The following is a 15201-nucleotide window of genomic DNA, read 5'->3' on the forward strand; positions in this document are numbered from 1 at the left end:
ATTGCTTTCCCCGCGTTCGGAGAGATCACAGTTTTGAATGCCAGACTGCCCGCCCATGCCCGCCTTGCCTGGTTGCTGCTGACACTGGCAGCGCTTTGCCTTGGTGTGGCCCTGGTGGCGGGCGGGGCCCGGGCGCAAGCTCCGGGGAGCTGCCTGGATTCGCCGGCGGAGATCCGGGCGGGGAAGGGGTCCTTCAACCTTGGGCGCTGCTTCCACTACCTTCAGGACGAGGCCCATGAATACAGCCTGCAGGAGGTAATCGCTGGCAGAACGCCTGATTTCAACGAGCATACCGTAGGGGTCCTCAACTACGGCTATACCGAATCCGTATTCTGGGTGAAGCGCGATCTTGTCTTACGCCGGGGCAATCAACCGGCCGCCGACTGGGTGCTCGAGCTCATGCTGCCCTTGGTGGACCAGGCGGATCTGTTCCTCGTTGATGAGCGCGGCGAGATCGTGGCGGAACATCGCCACCGGTACGCCGAGGACTGGTCCGAGCGCGAGTTCGCGGTGCCCAACCCCGCCTTCCGGTTGGATCTGGAGCCCGGGAAGCGTTACAGCCTGATTCTGCGCGTTGAAACCCGCAATACCATGCGGTTGCCGCTGAATCTGTGGGAGCTGGAGAGCTTCCTCGCCAAGGTCTCGGTGGATGAATGGATTCAGGGCCTGTTCATGGGGGCGCTGTTTGCCCTCTTTGCGTACAACTTCTTCGTCACCCTGGTGGTCCGCGAACCGGGTTACATCTATTACACCACTTACATCCTGTTTGCGATGCTGTTCGTGATGACCGAGCAGGTGCATGGCATACAGGTGTTTGGCGGTCTCCAACCCTGGTTCCACAAGGAATACCTGCAGTTCTACATCCAGCTGAGCTGGATCTTCGGCACCATGATGGCGCGTGAACTCCTGGATACGCGTAACCGGGCTGCTCACCTCGACCAGGTGCTCAAGCTCTGCCTCTACGCAGCCATTACCACCCTCGTGCTCAGCCTTTTCCAGGATTATCACCTGGCGATGGAGTGGACGGTCATTGGGTCAGTCGGCCTGGCGGTTGTGATCATCGCACTCAGCTACTGGGCCTGGCGCAACGAGTTGCCAAGTTCCGGTATCTATTTTGTTTCCTGGCTTTGTACGCTGGGCGGAGTTTTTTTCTACGGTACTGCTGTCATGGGCTACTACCCGCTGAACAGCTTCACCAGCCACGCCCCCCAGCTCGGGTTTGTGGCACAGAATATCCTGCTGTCGCTGGCCTTCGCCAACCGGATCAAGATGGTCCAGCGCGAGGCCCTGGAGTGGAACCAGCAGGCCGTCGCCAACCTACGTCGCTATCGGGCCCTGTTCCAGAATGCTATGGAGGGGATCTTCCAGATGTCCACCCGTTGCCGTTTTCTGGATGCCAATCCATCCATGGCGCGGATTCTGGGCTACAGCTCCGTGGATGAGCTGATCCAGGGGGTGCCGGATGCGCTGGAGGCCTGCTTCTCCCAGTCAAGCGTCCGTTATTGGGTGATCCAACAACTGGAGAAGGAGGGTGAGGTCCACGGCGTGGAGGCGGCCTTTGAAACCCGCCAGGGCGAGGAGCGCTGGGCGAACATCTCCATCCGCACGATCTATAACGACGAGGGTGAGCCCAGCCACCTGGAAGGCACCTGTGTGGATGTGACCGAGCGCCGCCAGCGCCAGGAGATTGAGAAGGAGCGGGAGAACGAGCGCCTGGAAAAGGAAATTGCCCGCAACTCCGCAGCTGCCAAGAGCCAGTTCCTTGCCAATATGAGCCACGAGATCCGGACGCCGCTGGCCGCCATCATTGGATATGGTGAAACCCTGATGGAACCGGATCTCAACGAGTCCGAGAAACGCAGCAGTGCCGAGACAGTGGTTCGTTCCGGTCGGCATCTTCTCGACCTGATCAACGACATTCTTGATCATTCGAAGATTGATGCGAATAAACTCGAAGTTGAGCGGCTGGAAGTCAATCTCCCCGAGCTGCTCGACGAAGTGCGCGCCTTCTTCACACCCAGGGCCCGGGAGAAGGGGGTGTCGTTCTTCATCCAGTGCGAATACCCACTACCGGAAGTCATCCAGACGGACCCTACGCGCTTCCGGCAGATTCTGATCAACCTTTGCGGTAATGCCCTCAAGTTTACCGAGAAGGGCAGCATCCACATCGCGATCCGCTGTGACCCGGAACAGGAAACGCTGTATGCCAAGGTTGTGGATACCGGCATGGGCATGAAGCCGGAGCAGATGGAGCGCCTCTTTGATCCGTTTGCCCAGGGCAGCGCCGCCACTGCCCGCCAATACGGCGGCACAGGGTTGGGGTTGAGCATCTCCAGGCACCTGGCGGGCCTGCTTGGGGGCGATATCACGGTGGACAGCGTCTACGGTGAGGGCAGTGAGTTTGAGGTCACCATCGACAGCGGATCACTGGAAGGGGTGCACATGGTCCGGGATGCCTCGGAGATGACCCAGCGCCGCCGCCAGTTGCCCATGCTGCATGCGCCCCACTTGAGTGGCCGGATCCTGGTGGCTGAGGACAATGAAGTGAACCGCCAACTGGTGGACCTTCTGATCCGCCGCACGGGCGCGGAAGTAGTCCATGTGGTCAATGGCGCCGAAGCCCTGGAGCGTGCTACGAGAGAATCCTGGGACCTGATTCTCATGGACATCCAGATGCCGGTCATGAATGGGCGGGATGCCACCAGTGCCATCCGCGATGCCGGTTTCAAGACCCCGATCGTGGCTTTGACCGCCAACGTGATGGCCGAGGACCTGCAGGACTACCAGGAAGCCGGGTGTGACGATTTCCTGGCCAAACCCATCGATAAGCGCCGTTTCTATGAGGTTCTGGGGCGTTATCTGATGGTTCGCAGCGAGGCTCGAGGTGAAGCGGCGCAGCACCATGGAACCGTTCTGGTGGCGGAGGATAACAAGGACAACAGTCGGCTGGTGGAGCGGTTGCTGAGGCGTTTGGGGGCCACTGTCCTGACAGTGGATACGGGTTCCGCGGCGGTCTCCACCGCCATGGGGGAAACCGTGCATATGGTGCTGATGGACAGTCACATGCCGGAGATGGACGGCCCTGAGGCCACCCGCATGTTGCGTCAAACCGGTTTCCGGCGACCGATCATTGCGTTTACGGCCGGTGATGAAGCGGAAGTCGATGCGCTTAGGGAGGCCGGATGCGAGGGGGTATTGCACAAACCCATTGATTCGGAGCAGTTGCGGATGCTGCTCCAGAAGCATCTAGGGGCGTCAGAATCAGGGGATGCTGCTCAGGATCCGTCAATGGATCCGGACGTCCAGCACCTGGTGGATCAGTTCCTGGACGGGCTTCCAGAGCGGCTCAATATCATGGACCAGGCGATCCGGGAGGAACATTGGACGGAACTGCAGCGCCAGGTTCATCAGATCAAGGGAACGGCGGGGGCCGTGGGGTACCCGCTGATCACGGAGAAGGCCTTTGAGGTGGAGCGTGCCCTCAAAAATCAGGAGATGACCCACGCGGCCAACCTTTATCCGGAACTTGCCGCATTGATCCGGCAGGCTCTGGAAGGGCGCGAATAGCCAAACAGCAACAGGTATGACGCTATGAACAAGCTTCCGGACAATCGTACAGCCCACGACACCGTCGACATGATGTACGGAACCTACGCGGACGTGATCTTCATTCTTTTTCCTTTCGCCGTGCTGGCGTTGACCCGTGCCTGGCAGGGTCATCCGGAGGCCACCCTGATGGCGCCGGATCTGTCGATTGCAGCGGCTATTCTGGGAGGCCTGGCCCTCGGCAAGTTTGTGCTTGGATTGATCACCGACCACAATCTCAGTCCGTTCCGTGAACGGATTGTCTTTTTTCTGGCGCTGACGCTGCTTCTGGTTCTCGGGCCGGCCATCCTGATGCTGCTGTTGATCACCGCCAGCGAGGAGGTGCCCTGGGTCGTTATATTCATCCAGCCGATCCTGTTGATCGTGGCGATTTCGCTCTATACCACGGCCATCAGCATCAGTAATCTCCTGACGCGACCCGATCCGGTTCTGTTTGAGACGGCGTCCCCAGAAGAAGAGCCTTCTGAAGGTGAGCGCCAGTTGGACCTGCCGCGGAAAGATGGCGAGGGTCAGAGAATGTCAAGTGATGAGGCGTAGCGGTGCACGCCTGCTATAGTTGGTTGGCCGGAGAACAAACGAGGGAAAAGAATGACGAATCTCAACGTTCTTGTGGTTGAGGATGAGCCCACAATGCGCCAGATGCTCACCGAAATGCTCTATGCGGTGGGCGTGGTCAAGGTGGTGGAAGCGACGGATGCGGCTTCTGCGCTTGAGGCTTTCAATGCGGACAGCTTTCAGATCGTGATGCTGGACCTGGGCCTTCCAGACCGTGACGGTCACGAGCTGATGAACGAGATCAAGGCTATTGATCGGCAGCAGCACGTGGTACTGGTGACAGCCGATGACTCCATTGACAGTATCCAGCGGGCGATAACCGCCGGTGCTAACGGCTATGTGGTGAAACCCTATTCCCGCGAAAAAATCCAGGATGTGGTCAACAATTACATGATGATCCACAACAGCGGCACCTGAGCCGCTGTTGTGTGCCCTCCGTTCACGCCACCTGCTTCTGGATCCAGGAATTATAGCGGGCGGCCAGGGAGCGGATATAACGGCTTTCCGCCTCGCTCGGCGTCCCCAGCACACCATGGAAAATCCAGCCCCGCTCATAGAGAGCGAGGACGGAACGTTCGTCTTCCAGGTTGACGCGCTGGTTGAGCCGCTTGCAGATGGCGTCCAGAAACGGCAGCCGCCCCGGACGGCGGATCCGGTTACTCGTATGATTGGTTTTCTGGCTCATGTCCCCCTCCTGTCCGCGTTCATCGGATTCAATGCAACGAAAAAGCCCGAAGGCAGTCACCTCCGGGCTTTCGGAACGGGCATCAGCCCAACCGACCGGAGGCAACCCCGCAGGGCTCCCTCCGGTGCGGTACACCATTCAGGAGCCCGCGGTCGTCCGCGGGTTCTTTCGTGTCGTAATGGATGTCACCCTTAATGGGTTACCACCTGTCGCCATGGTATAAACGCCTTTTGACTCCATACCCTCAGTGTATCCCTGCGCGGGGCTTTTTCAAGGGCAGCTGCGGGTAGCCCTTACAGACCCTCCGCAACCGGTTCATGGTTGATAGAATAGGGCCAGATCCAACCATATCAGGAACCCCAATGAGCCGTATTGTTGTCATTTACTCAGGGGGCATGGACTCCTACACGCTGCTGCACAAGGCGTTGGCCCAGGGCTGGCGCGTGGATGCGCTTTCATTTGATTACGGCCAGCGTCATTCACGCGAGCTGGATTGCGCCCGAGCGGTGACGCAGGCGCTGGGAATCGATCATGAAGTGGTTGATATCACTGGTATCCAGAACCTGTTGGCCGGTTCTGCCCTGACCGACTCCGAGCCCGTACCGGAGGGCCATTATGAGGAGGCGACCATGAAGGCAACCGTGGTCCCCAACCGCAATATGATTCTGCTGTCACTGGCCATTGGCCATGCGGTAAGCCGGGGCGCCGAGGCGGTGTGGTATGGCGCCCATGGCGGCGATCACGCCATCTACCCGGACTGCCGCCCCGAGTTCATCGAGCAGATGGATCGGGTGGCGCGCGTGGCGAACTATGAGCCGGTGCGGGTAGAGGCGCCGTTCATGCGTTTCACCAAGGGCCAGATTCTGGGTGAAGGACTGGCCATGGATCTGGACTACAGCCACACCTGGACCTGCTACAACGGCCGGGAACAAGCCTGTGGCCGCTGCGGGGCTTGCACTGAGCGCCTGGAGGCCTTCGCCGCCCACGGTATCACCGATCCCCTGCCCTATGAGGAAGCGTCCTGATGTACCGGATCAAGGAGGCCTTTGCCACCCTCCAGGGTGAGGGGCTGCAGGCGGGGCGGGTTGCCGTTTTTTGCCGCTTCAGCAAATGCAACCTCTGGAGTGGACGGGAAAAGGACCGCGCCACGGCTGTCTGTCAGTTCTGCGACACGGACTTTGTGGGCACGGATGGGCCCAATGGCGGCCATTTTGCCACGCCCGGGGAGCTCGCTGACCATATCGCTGCTCTATGGCCGGGCTCTGGTAACGGTGAGGAGTCGCCCATGGTCGTCTGTACCGGGGGTGAGCCCCTCTTGCAGCTGGATGAGCCGCTTCTGGCGGCATTCCATGACCGGCGTTTTTTTGTGGCGGTGGAGACCAATGGCACGCTGGAAGCGCCCGAGGGCATCGACTGGCTCTGTGTCAGCCCCAAGGCCGATACCACCATCCGGATCCGGCGTTGTGATGAACTGAAACTGGTGTATCCACAGTCCGGGCAGGATCCTGCGGACTATGATGACATCGAGGCAGGGGCACGACTGCTGTCCCCTATGTCATCCCCGGGGGCGGGCGCCGAGCGCGACCTGGTTCGGGATGCGAGCACACAGGAGGCCATACGGTATTGCATGGCAAACCCCCGATGGCGATTGAGTGTTCAGATGCACAAGATGGTGGGGGTCGAGTGACAGGGAGGAAGCCGCGTCAGAGCGGCTTCCGCAACCCGCATTACTTCTTACCGGTAGCGCGGTCCAGCATGCGCTTGGCGCGTTCGTTGGCTTCTTCAGCCGATTGCTCCGCATTCTTGGCCCGCTTGAGGGCTTCCTGGGCCATTTCGTAGGCTTCGTCCGCGCGAGTCTGGGCATCCGAGGCGTTGCTGTCGGCGCTTTCCGCTGTGCTCATGGCATCTTCCGCGGTATCCAGAGCGTTATCCGCCTTGTCCGCAGCTTCCTGATTGGTGGTTGCGCAGCCACCCAGGGCAACAGCGGTAAGAGCAACTCCGGCAAGCGTCAGCTTTTTCATGATTGTCCCCTTTCTACGTCGGGTTAAAGTTCGGCGGGACTCTGAGTCTTGACGAGTCCATACAACATTAAGTGTATCAAAGTGTCCGAATGTGAAAACCGGTTTTACGGCCTGATTTCGATGGGTGTATTAACGGTAACCTGACGCCAGATTGAATCCATGGCCTGGTTGCTCACGGCAATGCAGCCATCGGTCCAGTCGAGTCCTTTAAAGGCGAAGGCCCATTCGCCAGCATCGTTGGGCAAGCCGTGGATCATGATGTCCCCACCGGGATCCAGGCCCCAGGAGCGCGCTTTCCGTCGGTCCTGGGGGCTGGGATAGGAGATGTGGATGGAACGGTAATAGTCGCTGTCCGGGTTCCGCCAGTCCAGAGTGTACTGACCTTCCGGTGTACGGTTGTCCCCGGCGGACAGCTTGTGGCCTTCGGGTTCCTCCCCCAGCGAGACGCGGAAATCCGCCACCCGTTTGCCGTCACGGATCAGGTAGAGGCGGCGTTCGCTCTTGATCACAAGCACTTTGTCCGCTTGCTGGCTCCTGGTGCTGGCCGCGGTGGAGGGGGTGGCCAGCACCAGCGCCAGAAGGCTTAACCCGATGGCAGCTGTCGCAAGTCGGCGCCTGGTTGCCCTCATGGTCTCAGCCGGCGCTGGAGCGCTGGTGCTCAGGGATGCCGAGCAGGGCCGGGATCGGCATCAGGGTGACGTCACCCCCCCGGAAGAGGGTATCAATCCAGAAACGGTTGGCGGCGTTGATCGGCCGCTCGCAGGAAACATGACCATGGACCACGCGGGTGATATGGCGCACCGGGGGCATCATGGCGGGTGCTTTCAGGGCCTGATTATAGTCGGCCCGATCCCAGACAAGCTCCTCCCACTGGCCGGGATCAAGCGTCACTTCCTGGATTGTGCGCCAGTCTGAGGGGGCCGTGGCGTGGATGATGCCGATGCTGCCGTTTATGGTCTCCACCGTGAAAGCCAGCGCCAGGTGCTATTGCAGAAGCGTTCCCTGGAATTGCTGAGCACTGGCGGGTTGGCGGTGGAACCAGCGGCCCCCGTTGTGTTCATGCAGGACACGGGCGCTGGGGTCCGCCAGTGCGTCCAGCAGCATCAGTTCGTGGTTGCCAAGTACACTGAAGAACCAGCGTTCCTCCAGTCGCTCGATAAGGGCCGCGCTGTTGTCGCCCCGGTCCACCAGGTCACCCACGGCGAAAAGCCGGTCACGCTCGGGGTCAAACGCCTGCTGTTCCAGTTTGTGGTCGAGCCGGTCCAGACGTCCATGGAGGTCACTCACGACAAAGTCACGGCCGCGCTGGTTGCGCCGGAAATAGCGATGCTGTGTCAGCTCGTGCATGATGGGCGGGGGCTCGGGTTGTCCGGTTGCTGTCTGCCCTAACCTAGCAAGGACAGACTTCAGGCGGAACCCGTGCCGTCCTGTTCCGTGACCCGGTAGCCCGCCGCCTCAAGCTGGCGGCGGGCTTCGGGAAGCTGGCGCTCCGGCACAAGGCCGTAGGCGCCCGCGCCGGATGGCAGGGGCACCAGGCTGATGCCATTGTTGCGCAGCTTCTGGGCGGCTTCAGGAAGTACCGGGTCGTCGGTGCCGATGTTGAGGCATCGCCAGCCATTGCTGGTGTCGGCGGCGGGCAGTGACAGCGACTCATCACAGATGAGCGACAGAAACCCTTCGGTGCGTCCGATCCAGTAATAAGGGGTACGAAAGACCTCCGCGGGGACCAGGTCAGTGCTTTTGAGCTGGTGGACGGCGAAGCGCACGTCCAGAACCAGAACCTCATCCGTCATAGAGGGTTTCTCCAGGTTGCTGGAGCAGGCCGGTTGATGGCCTGTTCCACTCAGTGTTTCAAAGCGGCTACTCCCATCATTGAAGCTGAAAAGATGATGGAATGCAGTCATCCTACTAAAAAGATGCGTTAAACAATGGTCTTCCGGAGGTTCGATTGACCACCGATCTGTTGCTGTTCGTTGGTCTGCTGCTCAGCCTGAGCATTGTGCTCAGCCCCCTGTCCAGCCGGATTGGGATGCCGGTGCTGCTGCTTTTTCTCGCCATCGGCATGCTCGCGGGCGAGGATGGACCGGGTGGCCTGGCGTTCAATGATTTCGGGACGGGGTTCCTGGTTGGGAACCTGGCCCTGGCGATTATCCTGCTGGATGGCGGGCTGAGGACCCGCGGTGAGAGTTTTCGGGTGGGGCTGAAGCCGGCGTTGAGCCTGGCGACGCTGGGCGTGGCGGTTACGGCCGGGCTTACGGGGATGGCGGCGGTCTGGTTGTTTGACCTGCCCGTGGCGGTGGCACTGTTGATGGGGGCCATTGTCTCCTCTACCGATGCCGCGGCCGTTTTCTCCCTGCTGCAGGGACGTGGGCTGCACCTCAATGACCGGGTCAGCGCCACGCTGGAGATAGAGTCCGGTAGCAATGACCCCATGGCGGTGTTCCTGACCCTGGTACTGTTGTCGTTCATCCAGAACCACGGCGAGGCCCCGCTGCTGGACAGCCTTTGGTTGCTGTTCCAGCAGCTGGCCCTGGGCGTCTCGGGAGGACTGCTGGGCGGCCGGCTCCTGGCGGCGCTGGTGAACCGGGTCCAGCTCGTGCCGGCTTTCTATCCACTGCTGGTGGCTTCCGGCGGTCTGGTCGTGTTTGCAGGGATCAACAGTCTGGGAGGCAGTGGTTTCCTGGCGATCTACCTTGGTGGCGTGGTACTGGGTAATCGCCGGATCCGGATGCTGCCGGCCATACTCCAGATGCACGACGGGCTGGCATGGCTTGCGCAGATGGCGCTGTTCCTGATCCTGGGACTGCTGGTCACGCCGAGTGAGCTGGTGGCCCTGCTGGTGCCCGGGTTGGCAATTGCCGCGGTTCTGATTCTTCTGGCCAGACCCATTGCGGTATTGGCCACGCTCTGGCCTTTTGGGTTCCATACCCGGGAAAAGGTTTTCATCAGCTGGGTTGGGTTGCGTGGGGCGGTGCCCATTGTGCTGGCGCTGTTCCCGGTTATGGCGGGCATCGAGCACGCGCATCTGTTGTTCAACGTGGCATTCTGTGTGGTGCTGGTATCATTGCTGGTCCAGGGGACAACCCTGGCGCCGCTGGCCCATCGTCTCCACCTTGAGGTGCCTTCAGGCCAGGAACCGCGCCGGCGGTTGCCACTGGACCTGCCCGGATCGGGTGACCATGAGCTGATGGTGTTTGAGCTGACCGGCGAGCGTTGGCGGGAACCGCTACCCTTCAGTGAGTTGATGCTGCCCCGGCATGTGATCTGTGCCGGTGTGTTCCGGGACCGCCAGCTGTTCCATCCGGATCCTCAGACCGAGCTCCAGGAAGGCGATCTGGTGGCCGTTATGGCCTCGCCGGGGCAGCTGGAAGAGATGAGCAAACTCTTCGACACCCACTCGCGGAGCAGCCCTCTGGCGGACCGCCAGTTCTTTGGTGAGTTTGTGCTCAATGGCGATGCCACTGTCGGGGACGTGGAGCTCTTCTATGGGATCGACATTTCCGGCTATGATCCCGGCGAGACATTATCCGAGTGCTTCCGCCGGAGCCATGGGCATCCGGTAGTGGGCGACAAGCTGCGGATGGGACCGATCAAGCTGGTGGTCAAGGCGGTTTCGGGCGATGCCGTGACCCGGATCGGCCTGAACCTGCACAGTCGCAGCGCCAACGCACAAAACACGGAGTCATGATGAACGCAGAACACTGGAAACAGGAGCTGGGACTGGCCCCCCACCCGGAAGGCGGCTGGTATCGCCGTTTCTTTGCCAGCCCCGTCAATGTCCGCACCGAGCACGGCAGCCGTCCGACCATGACGGCGATTCACTATCTTCTGGAGCAGGGTCAGTACAGCGCCTGGCACCGGCTGTGCAGCCACGAGCTCTGGCACTGGCATGCGGGTGGGCCAGTACTGGTCCATTGCGCTGACGACAATGGCATCGCGACCCATAAGCTGGGCAGTCAGTCCGAGCTGACACTGACGATTGAGCCCAGCACCTGGTTTGCCGCCGAACCCGCGCCCGAGACAGGCTATGTGCTGGTGAGCTGCACGGTGAGCCCGGGATTTGATTTTGAGGATTTCGAATGGGGGGATCCGGACATGCTGATGGCTGCTTTTCCGGAGGATGAACGACTGATCCGCAGGCTGGCACGATGAGCACGATACCGGCACACCTGATCCTGGGCTTCCTGGGTGTGGGCAAGAGTACGGCGATTCTGGATCTGATGCAGCGGCGCCCGGAGGGCGAACGTTGGGCCGTGCTGGTCAATGAATTCGGCGAAGTGGGCGTTGACGGTGCCCTGATGGAGGCCGGCGGCGTTGCCGTGCGTGAGGTGCCGGGAGGCTGCATGTGTTGCGTCGCGGGCCTGCCGATGCAGGTGGCGTTGAACGAACTGATCCGCAGGGAAAGGCCCGACCGGCTGTTGATTGAGCCCACGGGGCTGGGCCATCCGAGCCAGGTGATTGATACCCTGACCGGAGGCAGCTACGAAGGGGTGCTCCACCTGCAGTCCGTGCTCTGCCTGGTGGATCCGCGGCGGCTACAGGAAGAGCGGGTCCTGAATAATGTGCATTTCCGTGACCAGGCCGCAGTGGCGGATGTGGTGGTGGCTAATAAGTGCGATCTCTGCACCGACGCGGACAGGGCCCGTTTCCATGCTTGGGCCGCTGGGTTTCAGCCCCCCAAGGCGCTGGTCGGCGAAACCGCGCGGGGCCAACTGGCGCTGGAATGGCTCACCCAACCCCGCAGTGATCGGCCCGCGAGCGATCCCCACGCTCATGATCACCATCACGAGGCGGGCCCAAGCGCGCCAACCCCGCTCACTGAGACGCCGTGGCAGCAGTTCTGCAACAGCGGTGACGGCCATTACAGTTGTGGCTGGCGACTCAGCCCGGACTACTGTTTTGATCACCAGGGACTTGTGGCGTTCTGCAATGGGAGCCACTGGCGCCGGATCAAGGGCGTGATGCGCACGGACGACGGTTGGGTGGCGCTGAACATGGCCGACGGGGCCCTGAGCGAGGCGATGGTTGAGCCTTCGGGGGAGAGCCGACTGGAAGTCATCATGGATGAGCCCCCGGATGCCCAGGCGCTGGATCAGCGCCTGGGCCAGCTCCTGGTTGACCATTAACAGGCGCTCGCCTGCAACCGCGCTCAGGATGGAAAGGCCACATACAGGAGGACGGGGGTTGCACAGCAAGCCCCTGGCGAGGCTCAATGGCAGCAGTAATCCATCCCGTTTGAGGAGGTGTACATGGAAATCAATGTGAAAGATATCAAAGAGGGGCAGCCCGTACCGGAGCATTTCGCTTTTGGCGTGTACGATCCGGATAACCATATGGCGCTGGGCCGCAACCTGAATCCGGAAGTCACCTGGAGTGATGTGCCCGAGGGTACCCGCAGTTTCGTGGTCATGATCAAGGACCCGGATGTGCCGAGTGAAGCCGACGATGTGAACCAGGAAGGCAAGACGGTGTCCAAGAAGATTCCGCGTGTGGACTTCTACCACTGGTTGCTGGTGGACGTGCCACCGACCGTGGCCCGCATCGAAGAGGGCCAGGAGTCCAATGGGGTCGTGCCCAAGGGAAAGGCGCCATCCAAGGATGCGCTGGGTAAGCGTGGCATTAATGACTACACGGACTTTCTGGCTGGCGACCCCGAACTGGCTGGCACCTATGCTGGCTATGACGGCCCCTGCCCGCCCTGGAACGATGAAATCGTGCACCGCTATATCTTCACGGTGTTCGCGCTCGACGTGGAGCATCTGGATCTGGGAGATGAGTTCCGCGGGCCTGATGTGGAGAAAGCGATGGCGGGCCACATTCTGGATGAGGCATCGGTAACGGCTACCTATACCCTGAATCCGGATCTGCGCTGATGCGTGATTTCGCCTTCAGAACCACACCCTCGGTCGCCATGGCGAGCGGGGGCGCTGCCAACCTCGCTGCGTATTGTCGTGAGCGGGGTGCCAGCTCCGTGTTCCTTGTTACGGACCCCGGCGTCATCAAGGCGGGGCTGCTGGATGAGGCCCAGGCAGGGCTGGTCGATGAAGGGCTGGCAGTGGACTGGTTCAGCGAGGTGGAAGCGGACCCACCGGCCAACATCATCAGAGCGGCCACCGAGCGTGCCCGTGACTGCGGAGCGGATCTGGTGGTGGGCTTCGGTGGTGGCAGCTCCATGGACGTCGCCAAGGTGGTTGCGTTGTTGGCTTCGGGGCACTGCGACCAGACCCTGGAGGACCTTTACGGGGTGGACATGGCGGGCGGACGCCGTCTGCCTCTGATCCAGGTGCCGACAACCGCTGGCACTGGCTCGGAAGTAACGCCCATCGCCATTATCACCACGGGGGCCAGTACCAAATCCGGCATCGTCTCGCCGTTACTGTTGCCGGATCTGGCACTGCTGGACCCAGACCTGACGCTGGGGCTGCCGCCTCAGGTTACGGCGGCGACAGGCATTGATGCCATGGTGCATGCCATTGAGGCCTACACCAGCGCTTACCGCAAGAACCCGGTATCCGATGCCCTGGCAAAGGAGGCCCTGGGACATCTGTCCACCAATATCGTTGAGGCGGTGCACAACGGTGAGAATCGACAGGCGCGTGCCGGGATGCTGCTGGGCGCCATGCAGGCGGGCCAGGCATTTGCCAATGCGCCGGTGGCGGCCGTGCACGCCCTGGCGTACCCCCTTGGCGGCCATTTCCACATTCCGCACGGGCTCAGCAATGCCCTGGTGCTGCCCCAGGTTCTGCGTTTTAACCAACCCGTGGCGGGCGCCTTGTACGAGGAGCTGGCGCCACTGGTGCGCAATGGCGGCCACGGCGATCTGGTGAGCCGTATGACCGTGCTGGTGGAGGAGGTGGCGTTGCCCAATACATTAAGCGAGCTGGGCATTGGCGAGGATTGGCTGCCGACCCTGGCGGCTGATGCCATGCAACAGCAGCGGCTGCTTGTGAATAATCCGCGCGAGGTGACCGAGGCGGACGCTTTGGCGATCTACCGGGAGGCCTTGTGAGGGCCGGCGACGAGCCGTTGCCACGCGGCGCCTTTGATGCCTTCCAGACCATTACCACACGCTGGCACGACAATGACCTCTACGGTCATGTGAACAATGTAACCTACTACGCCTGGTTTGATACCGCCGTTAACCGGTTCCTTATCGAGGACGGGGGGCTGGATATCCACAATGGGCCAGTGATCGCCTATGTGGTGAGTTCGAGTTGCGAGTATTACCGCGCCGTGGCCTATCCTGAGCCGGTGGAAGTGGGGTTGCGGGTGGAACGGCTTGGAAGCAGTTCCGTGACCTGGGGCGTCGGTATTTTCGGAGGGCGTGATGGCCGTCCCCTGGCCCAGGGACGTTTCGTGCACGTGTTCGTCACCCGTGCCACGGATGAGCCCACGCCCATCCCGGGGCCACTACGGGAGGCCATCGAGCGCCTCAGTTCATGATGCGCTTCAGGGCATCCTTCATGATGGCTTGTTGGTCGATCTTCTCAAGACCTTGATTGAGGATCCTGGCCATGCGCTCTCCCTTGTCGTTCCGGGCAAACGCAATGTAGAGCTCTTTCTGTTCCAGCAGCTTATCGTTCATCTGAAGCTGGCCCTGGAGGTCGCTCATTTCATCGGACAGCAGGTATTCGAAAACGTTGCTGTCGATGACGGCGAGCGGGATACGGCCGCCCGCGACCTTGCGCAGGTTGGTGGCGTCGTCGGTAACAGGCTCCACCTCAAGCTCGCCACGTTCTGCCATGGCGTCAAACTCAGCGGTGTTGACGTAGCCGGATACGGTACCGATGGTGTAGTCCGTCAGGTCCCCAAGGCTGGACCATTCAATCGGGTTACCCGCCTGTTCCGCCAACCCTAGTGGGCCCTTGCCGATGCTGTCGGAAAAGATGAAATCCTCTTCCAGAGATTCGGCATAGTATTCCGGGAAGTAGCCGGCGATTGCCGTGCTTTGCCGGGCCTTGTCCACGGCTCGTTGCCAGGGGAGGAACTGGACTTCAAGATCATGGCCCATGGCTTCAAAGGCGGCCTCGACCACCGCCATGGAGGCGCCCTGCTGTGGCAGCTCTGAGCCGGTATAGGGAGGCCACTCCAGCGAGGTCAGTTGAACGGTTTCAGCCTGTACTGGCAGCGAGAACAGACCCGCGCAGATCAGGGCAGCAACCAAGCGTAATGATTTCATGTCAGTCTCCTGGGTAATGATTCCGTAATAATCAGAGTCATAAGGATAAAGAAAGGGAACCTGGGATCAAATCGCATTACGCTACGGGATGTAACATCGCGTTTCATTGCCATCCGTAAATCCCTGTCCCATTCCTGTGGCGGACTTTGGGCGGT

At 60.9% G+C, this 15201-nt stretch carries 18 protein-coding genes; 11 read left to right on the forward strand and 7 right to left on the reverse strand.

The genetic code is table 11. The features are described 5' to 3' along the window. The first annotated feature begins 33 nt into the window (after positions 1-33). From AC1RQI_RS03095 to AC1RQI_RS03105, 3 genes are read left to right on the forward strand one after another with little or no spacing between them, the layout of a single operon-like run. Positions 34-3567 carry a response regulator gene (locus AC1RQI_RS03095; protein ID WP_481903602.1) on the forward strand — a complete coding sequence of 1178 codons (3534 nt, stop codon included), beginning with the start codon at positions 34-36 and terminating at the stop codon, positions 3565-3567. 24 nt (positions 3568-3591) lie between these two features. After that, complete coding sequence (locus tag AC1RQI_RS03100) at positions 3592-4143, forward strand: hypothetical protein (protein WP_481903603.1); 552 nt, start codon at positions 3592-3594, stop codon at positions 4141-4143. Positions 4144-4194: 51 nt separating this feature from the next. Beyond that, on the forward strand, positions 4195-4578 hold the full coding sequence (locus AC1RQI_RS03105) for a response regulator (protein WP_416632919.1): 384 nt from the start codon (positions 4195-4197) through the stop codon (positions 4576-4578). 22 nt (positions 4579-4600) lie between these two features. On the opposite strand, the gene AC1RQI_RS03110 is transcribed toward AC1RQI_RS03105, so the two are convergent. Further along, a complete protein-coding gene (locus AC1RQI_RS03110; RefSeq protein WP_416632918.1) occupies positions 4601-4846 on the reverse strand; it encodes a hypothetical protein in 246 nt (81 codons plus the stop codon). Positions 4847-5208: 362 nt separating this feature from the next. Between AC1RQI_RS03110 and queC the strand changes: the two genes are divergently transcribed. Further along, on the forward strand, positions 5209-5871 hold the full coding sequence (queC, locus tag AC1RQI_RS03115; protein ID WP_481903604.1) for a 7-cyano-7-deazaguanine synthase QueC: 663 nt from the start codon (positions 5209-5211) through the stop codon (positions 5869-5871). Continuing rightward, the gene (gene queE / locus AC1RQI_RS03120) at positions 5871-6533 is read left to right on the forward strand and encodes a 7-carboxy-7-deazaguanine synthase (protein WP_481903605.1); all 663 of its coding nucleotides are present in this window, start codon (positions 5871-5873) and stop codon (positions 6531-6533) included. The genes queC and queE overlap by 1 nt, the downstream gene beginning before the upstream one ends. A gap of 40 nt (positions 6534-6573) precedes the next feature. On the opposite strand, the gene AC1RQI_RS03125 is transcribed toward queE, so the two are convergent. From AC1RQI_RS03125 to AC1RQI_RS03145, 5 genes are all read right to left on the reverse strand, one after another. Further along, positions 6574-6867: an Lpp/OprI family alanine-zipper lipoprotein gene (locus tag AC1RQI_RS03125; protein ID WP_416632915.1), complete on the reverse strand. Its 294-nt coding sequence runs from the start codon at positions 6865-6867 to the stop codon at positions 6574-6576. A 104-nt stretch (positions 6868-6971) separates the two neighbouring features. Further along, entirely contained in the window at positions 6972-7496 is a 525-nt protein-coding gene (locus tag AC1RQI_RS03130) for a L,D-transpeptidase family protein (RefSeq protein WP_481903606.1), read from the reverse strand. 4 nt (positions 7497-7500) lie between these two features. After that, on the reverse strand, positions 7501-7830 hold the full coding sequence (locus tag AC1RQI_RS03135; RefSeq protein WP_481903607.1) for a metallophosphoesterase family protein: 330 nt from the start codon (positions 7828-7830) through the stop codon (positions 7501-7503). Between the two features lie 21 nt (positions 7831-7851). Further along, positions 7852-8214, reverse strand: a complete 363-nt coding sequence (locus tag AC1RQI_RS03140) for a metallophosphoesterase (RefSeq protein WP_481903608.1) — start codon at positions 8212-8214, stop codon at positions 7852-7854. 59 nt (positions 8215-8273) lie between these two features. After that, on the reverse strand, positions 8274-8660 hold the full coding sequence (locus tag AC1RQI_RS03145) for a hypothetical protein (protein ID WP_481903609.1): 387 nt from the start codon (positions 8658-8660) through the stop codon (positions 8274-8276). A 155-nt stretch (positions 8661-8815) separates the two neighbouring features. Between AC1RQI_RS03145 and AC1RQI_RS03150 the strand changes: the two genes are divergently transcribed. From AC1RQI_RS03150 to AC1RQI_RS03175, 6 genes are all read left to right on the forward strand, one after another. Continuing rightward, entirely contained in the window at positions 8816-10555 is a 1740-nt protein-coding gene (locus AC1RQI_RS03150; protein WP_416632911.1) for a potassium/proton antiporter, read from the forward strand. Further along, positions 10555-11019: a cupin domain-containing protein gene (locus tag AC1RQI_RS03155; RefSeq protein WP_481903610.1), complete on the forward strand. Its 465-nt coding sequence runs from the start codon at positions 10555-10557 to the stop codon at positions 11017-11019. Before AC1RQI_RS03150 ends, AC1RQI_RS03155 begins: the two co-directional genes overlap by 1 nt. Next, complete coding sequence (locus AC1RQI_RS03160; RefSeq protein WP_481903612.1) at positions 11016-11993, forward strand: CobW family GTP-binding protein; 978 nt, start codon at positions 11016-11018, stop codon at positions 11991-11993. The genes AC1RQI_RS03155 and AC1RQI_RS03160 overlap by 4 nt, the downstream gene beginning before the upstream one ends. Positions 11994-12116: 123 nt before the next feature. After that, positions 12117-12740, forward strand: a complete 624-nt coding sequence (locus AC1RQI_RS03165; RefSeq protein ID WP_416632908.1) for a YbhB/YbcL family Raf kinase inhibitor-like protein — start codon at positions 12117-12119, stop codon at positions 12738-12740. Further along, positions 12740-13876, forward strand: coding sequence for an iron-containing alcohol dehydrogenase (locus AC1RQI_RS03170; protein ID WP_481903613.1), 1137 nt, complete (start codon positions 12740-12742; stop codon positions 13874-13876). The genes AC1RQI_RS03165 and AC1RQI_RS03170 overlap by 1 nt, the downstream gene beginning before the upstream one ends. Continuing rightward, complete coding sequence (locus AC1RQI_RS03175) at positions 13873-14310, forward strand: acyl-CoA thioesterase (protein WP_416632906.1); 438 nt, start codon at positions 13873-13875, stop codon at positions 14308-14310. The genes AC1RQI_RS03170 and AC1RQI_RS03175 overlap by 4 nt, the downstream gene beginning before the upstream one ends. On the opposite strand, the gene AC1RQI_RS03180 is transcribed toward AC1RQI_RS03175, so the two are convergent. Beyond that, positions 14300-15046 carry a substrate-binding periplasmic protein gene (locus AC1RQI_RS03180; protein ID WP_481903615.1) on the reverse strand — a complete coding sequence of 249 codons (747 nt, stop codon included), beginning with the start codon at positions 15044-15046 and terminating at the stop codon, positions 14300-14302. The genes AC1RQI_RS03175 and AC1RQI_RS03180 overlap by 11 nt on opposite strands. Positions 15047-15201 lie beyond the last annotated feature (155 nt).

The sequence above is a fragment of the Salicola sp. AFF1 genome, assembly GCF_056783195.1.

Coding starts and splice junctions, on each gene's coding strand:
- AC1RQI_RS03100 (WP_481903603.1), top strand. CDS start 3,592: ATGAACAAGCTTCCGGACAATCGTACAGCCCACGACACCGTCGACATG.
- AC1RQI_RS03105 (WP_416632919.1), top strand. CDS start 4,195: ATGACGAATCTCAACGTTCTTGTGGTTGAGGATGAGCCCACAATGCGC.
- AC1RQI_RS03110 (WP_416632918.1), bottom strand. CDS start 4,846: ATGAGCCAGAAAACCAATCATACGAGTAACCGGATCCGCCGTCCGGGG.
- queC (WP_481903604.1), top strand. CDS start 5,209: ATGAGCCGTATTGTTGTCATTTACTCAGGGGGCATGGACTCCTACACG.
- queE (WP_481903605.1), top strand. CDS start 5,871: ATGTACCGGATCAAGGAGGCCTTTGCCACCCTCCAGGGTGAGGGGCTG.
- AC1RQI_RS03125 (WP_416632915.1), bottom strand. CDS start 6,867: ATGAAAAAGCTGACGCTTGCCGGAGTTGCTCTTACCGCTGTTGCCCTG.
- AC1RQI_RS03130 (WP_481903606.1), bottom strand. CDS start 7,496: ATGAGGGCAACCAGGCGCCGACTTGCGACAGCTGCCATCGGGTTAAGC.
- AC1RQI_RS03140 (WP_481903608.1), bottom strand. CDS start 8,214: ATGCACGAGCTGACACAGCATCGCTATTTCCGGCGCAACCAGCGCGGC.
- AC1RQI_RS03145 (WP_481903609.1), bottom strand. CDS start 8,660: ATGACGGATGAGGTTCTGGTTCTGGACGTGCGCTTCGCCGTCCACCAG.
- AC1RQI_RS03155 (WP_481903610.1), top strand. CDS start 10,555: ATGAACGCAGAACACTGGAAACAGGAGCTGGGACTGGCCCCCCACCCG.
- AC1RQI_RS03160 (WP_481903612.1), top strand. CDS start 11,016: ATGAGCACGATACCGGCACACCTGATCCTGGGCTTCCTGGGTGTGGGC.
- AC1RQI_RS03165 (WP_416632908.1), top strand. CDS start 12,117: ATGGAAATCAATGTGAAAGATATCAAAGAGGGGCAGCCCGTACCGGAG.
- AC1RQI_RS03170 (WP_481903613.1), top strand. CDS start 12,740: ATGCGTGATTTCGCCTTCAGAACCACACCCTCGGTCGCCATGGCGAGC.
- AC1RQI_RS03180 (WP_481903615.1), bottom strand. CDS start 15,046: ATGAAATCATTACGCTTGGTTGCTGCCCTGATCTGCGCGGGTCTGTTC.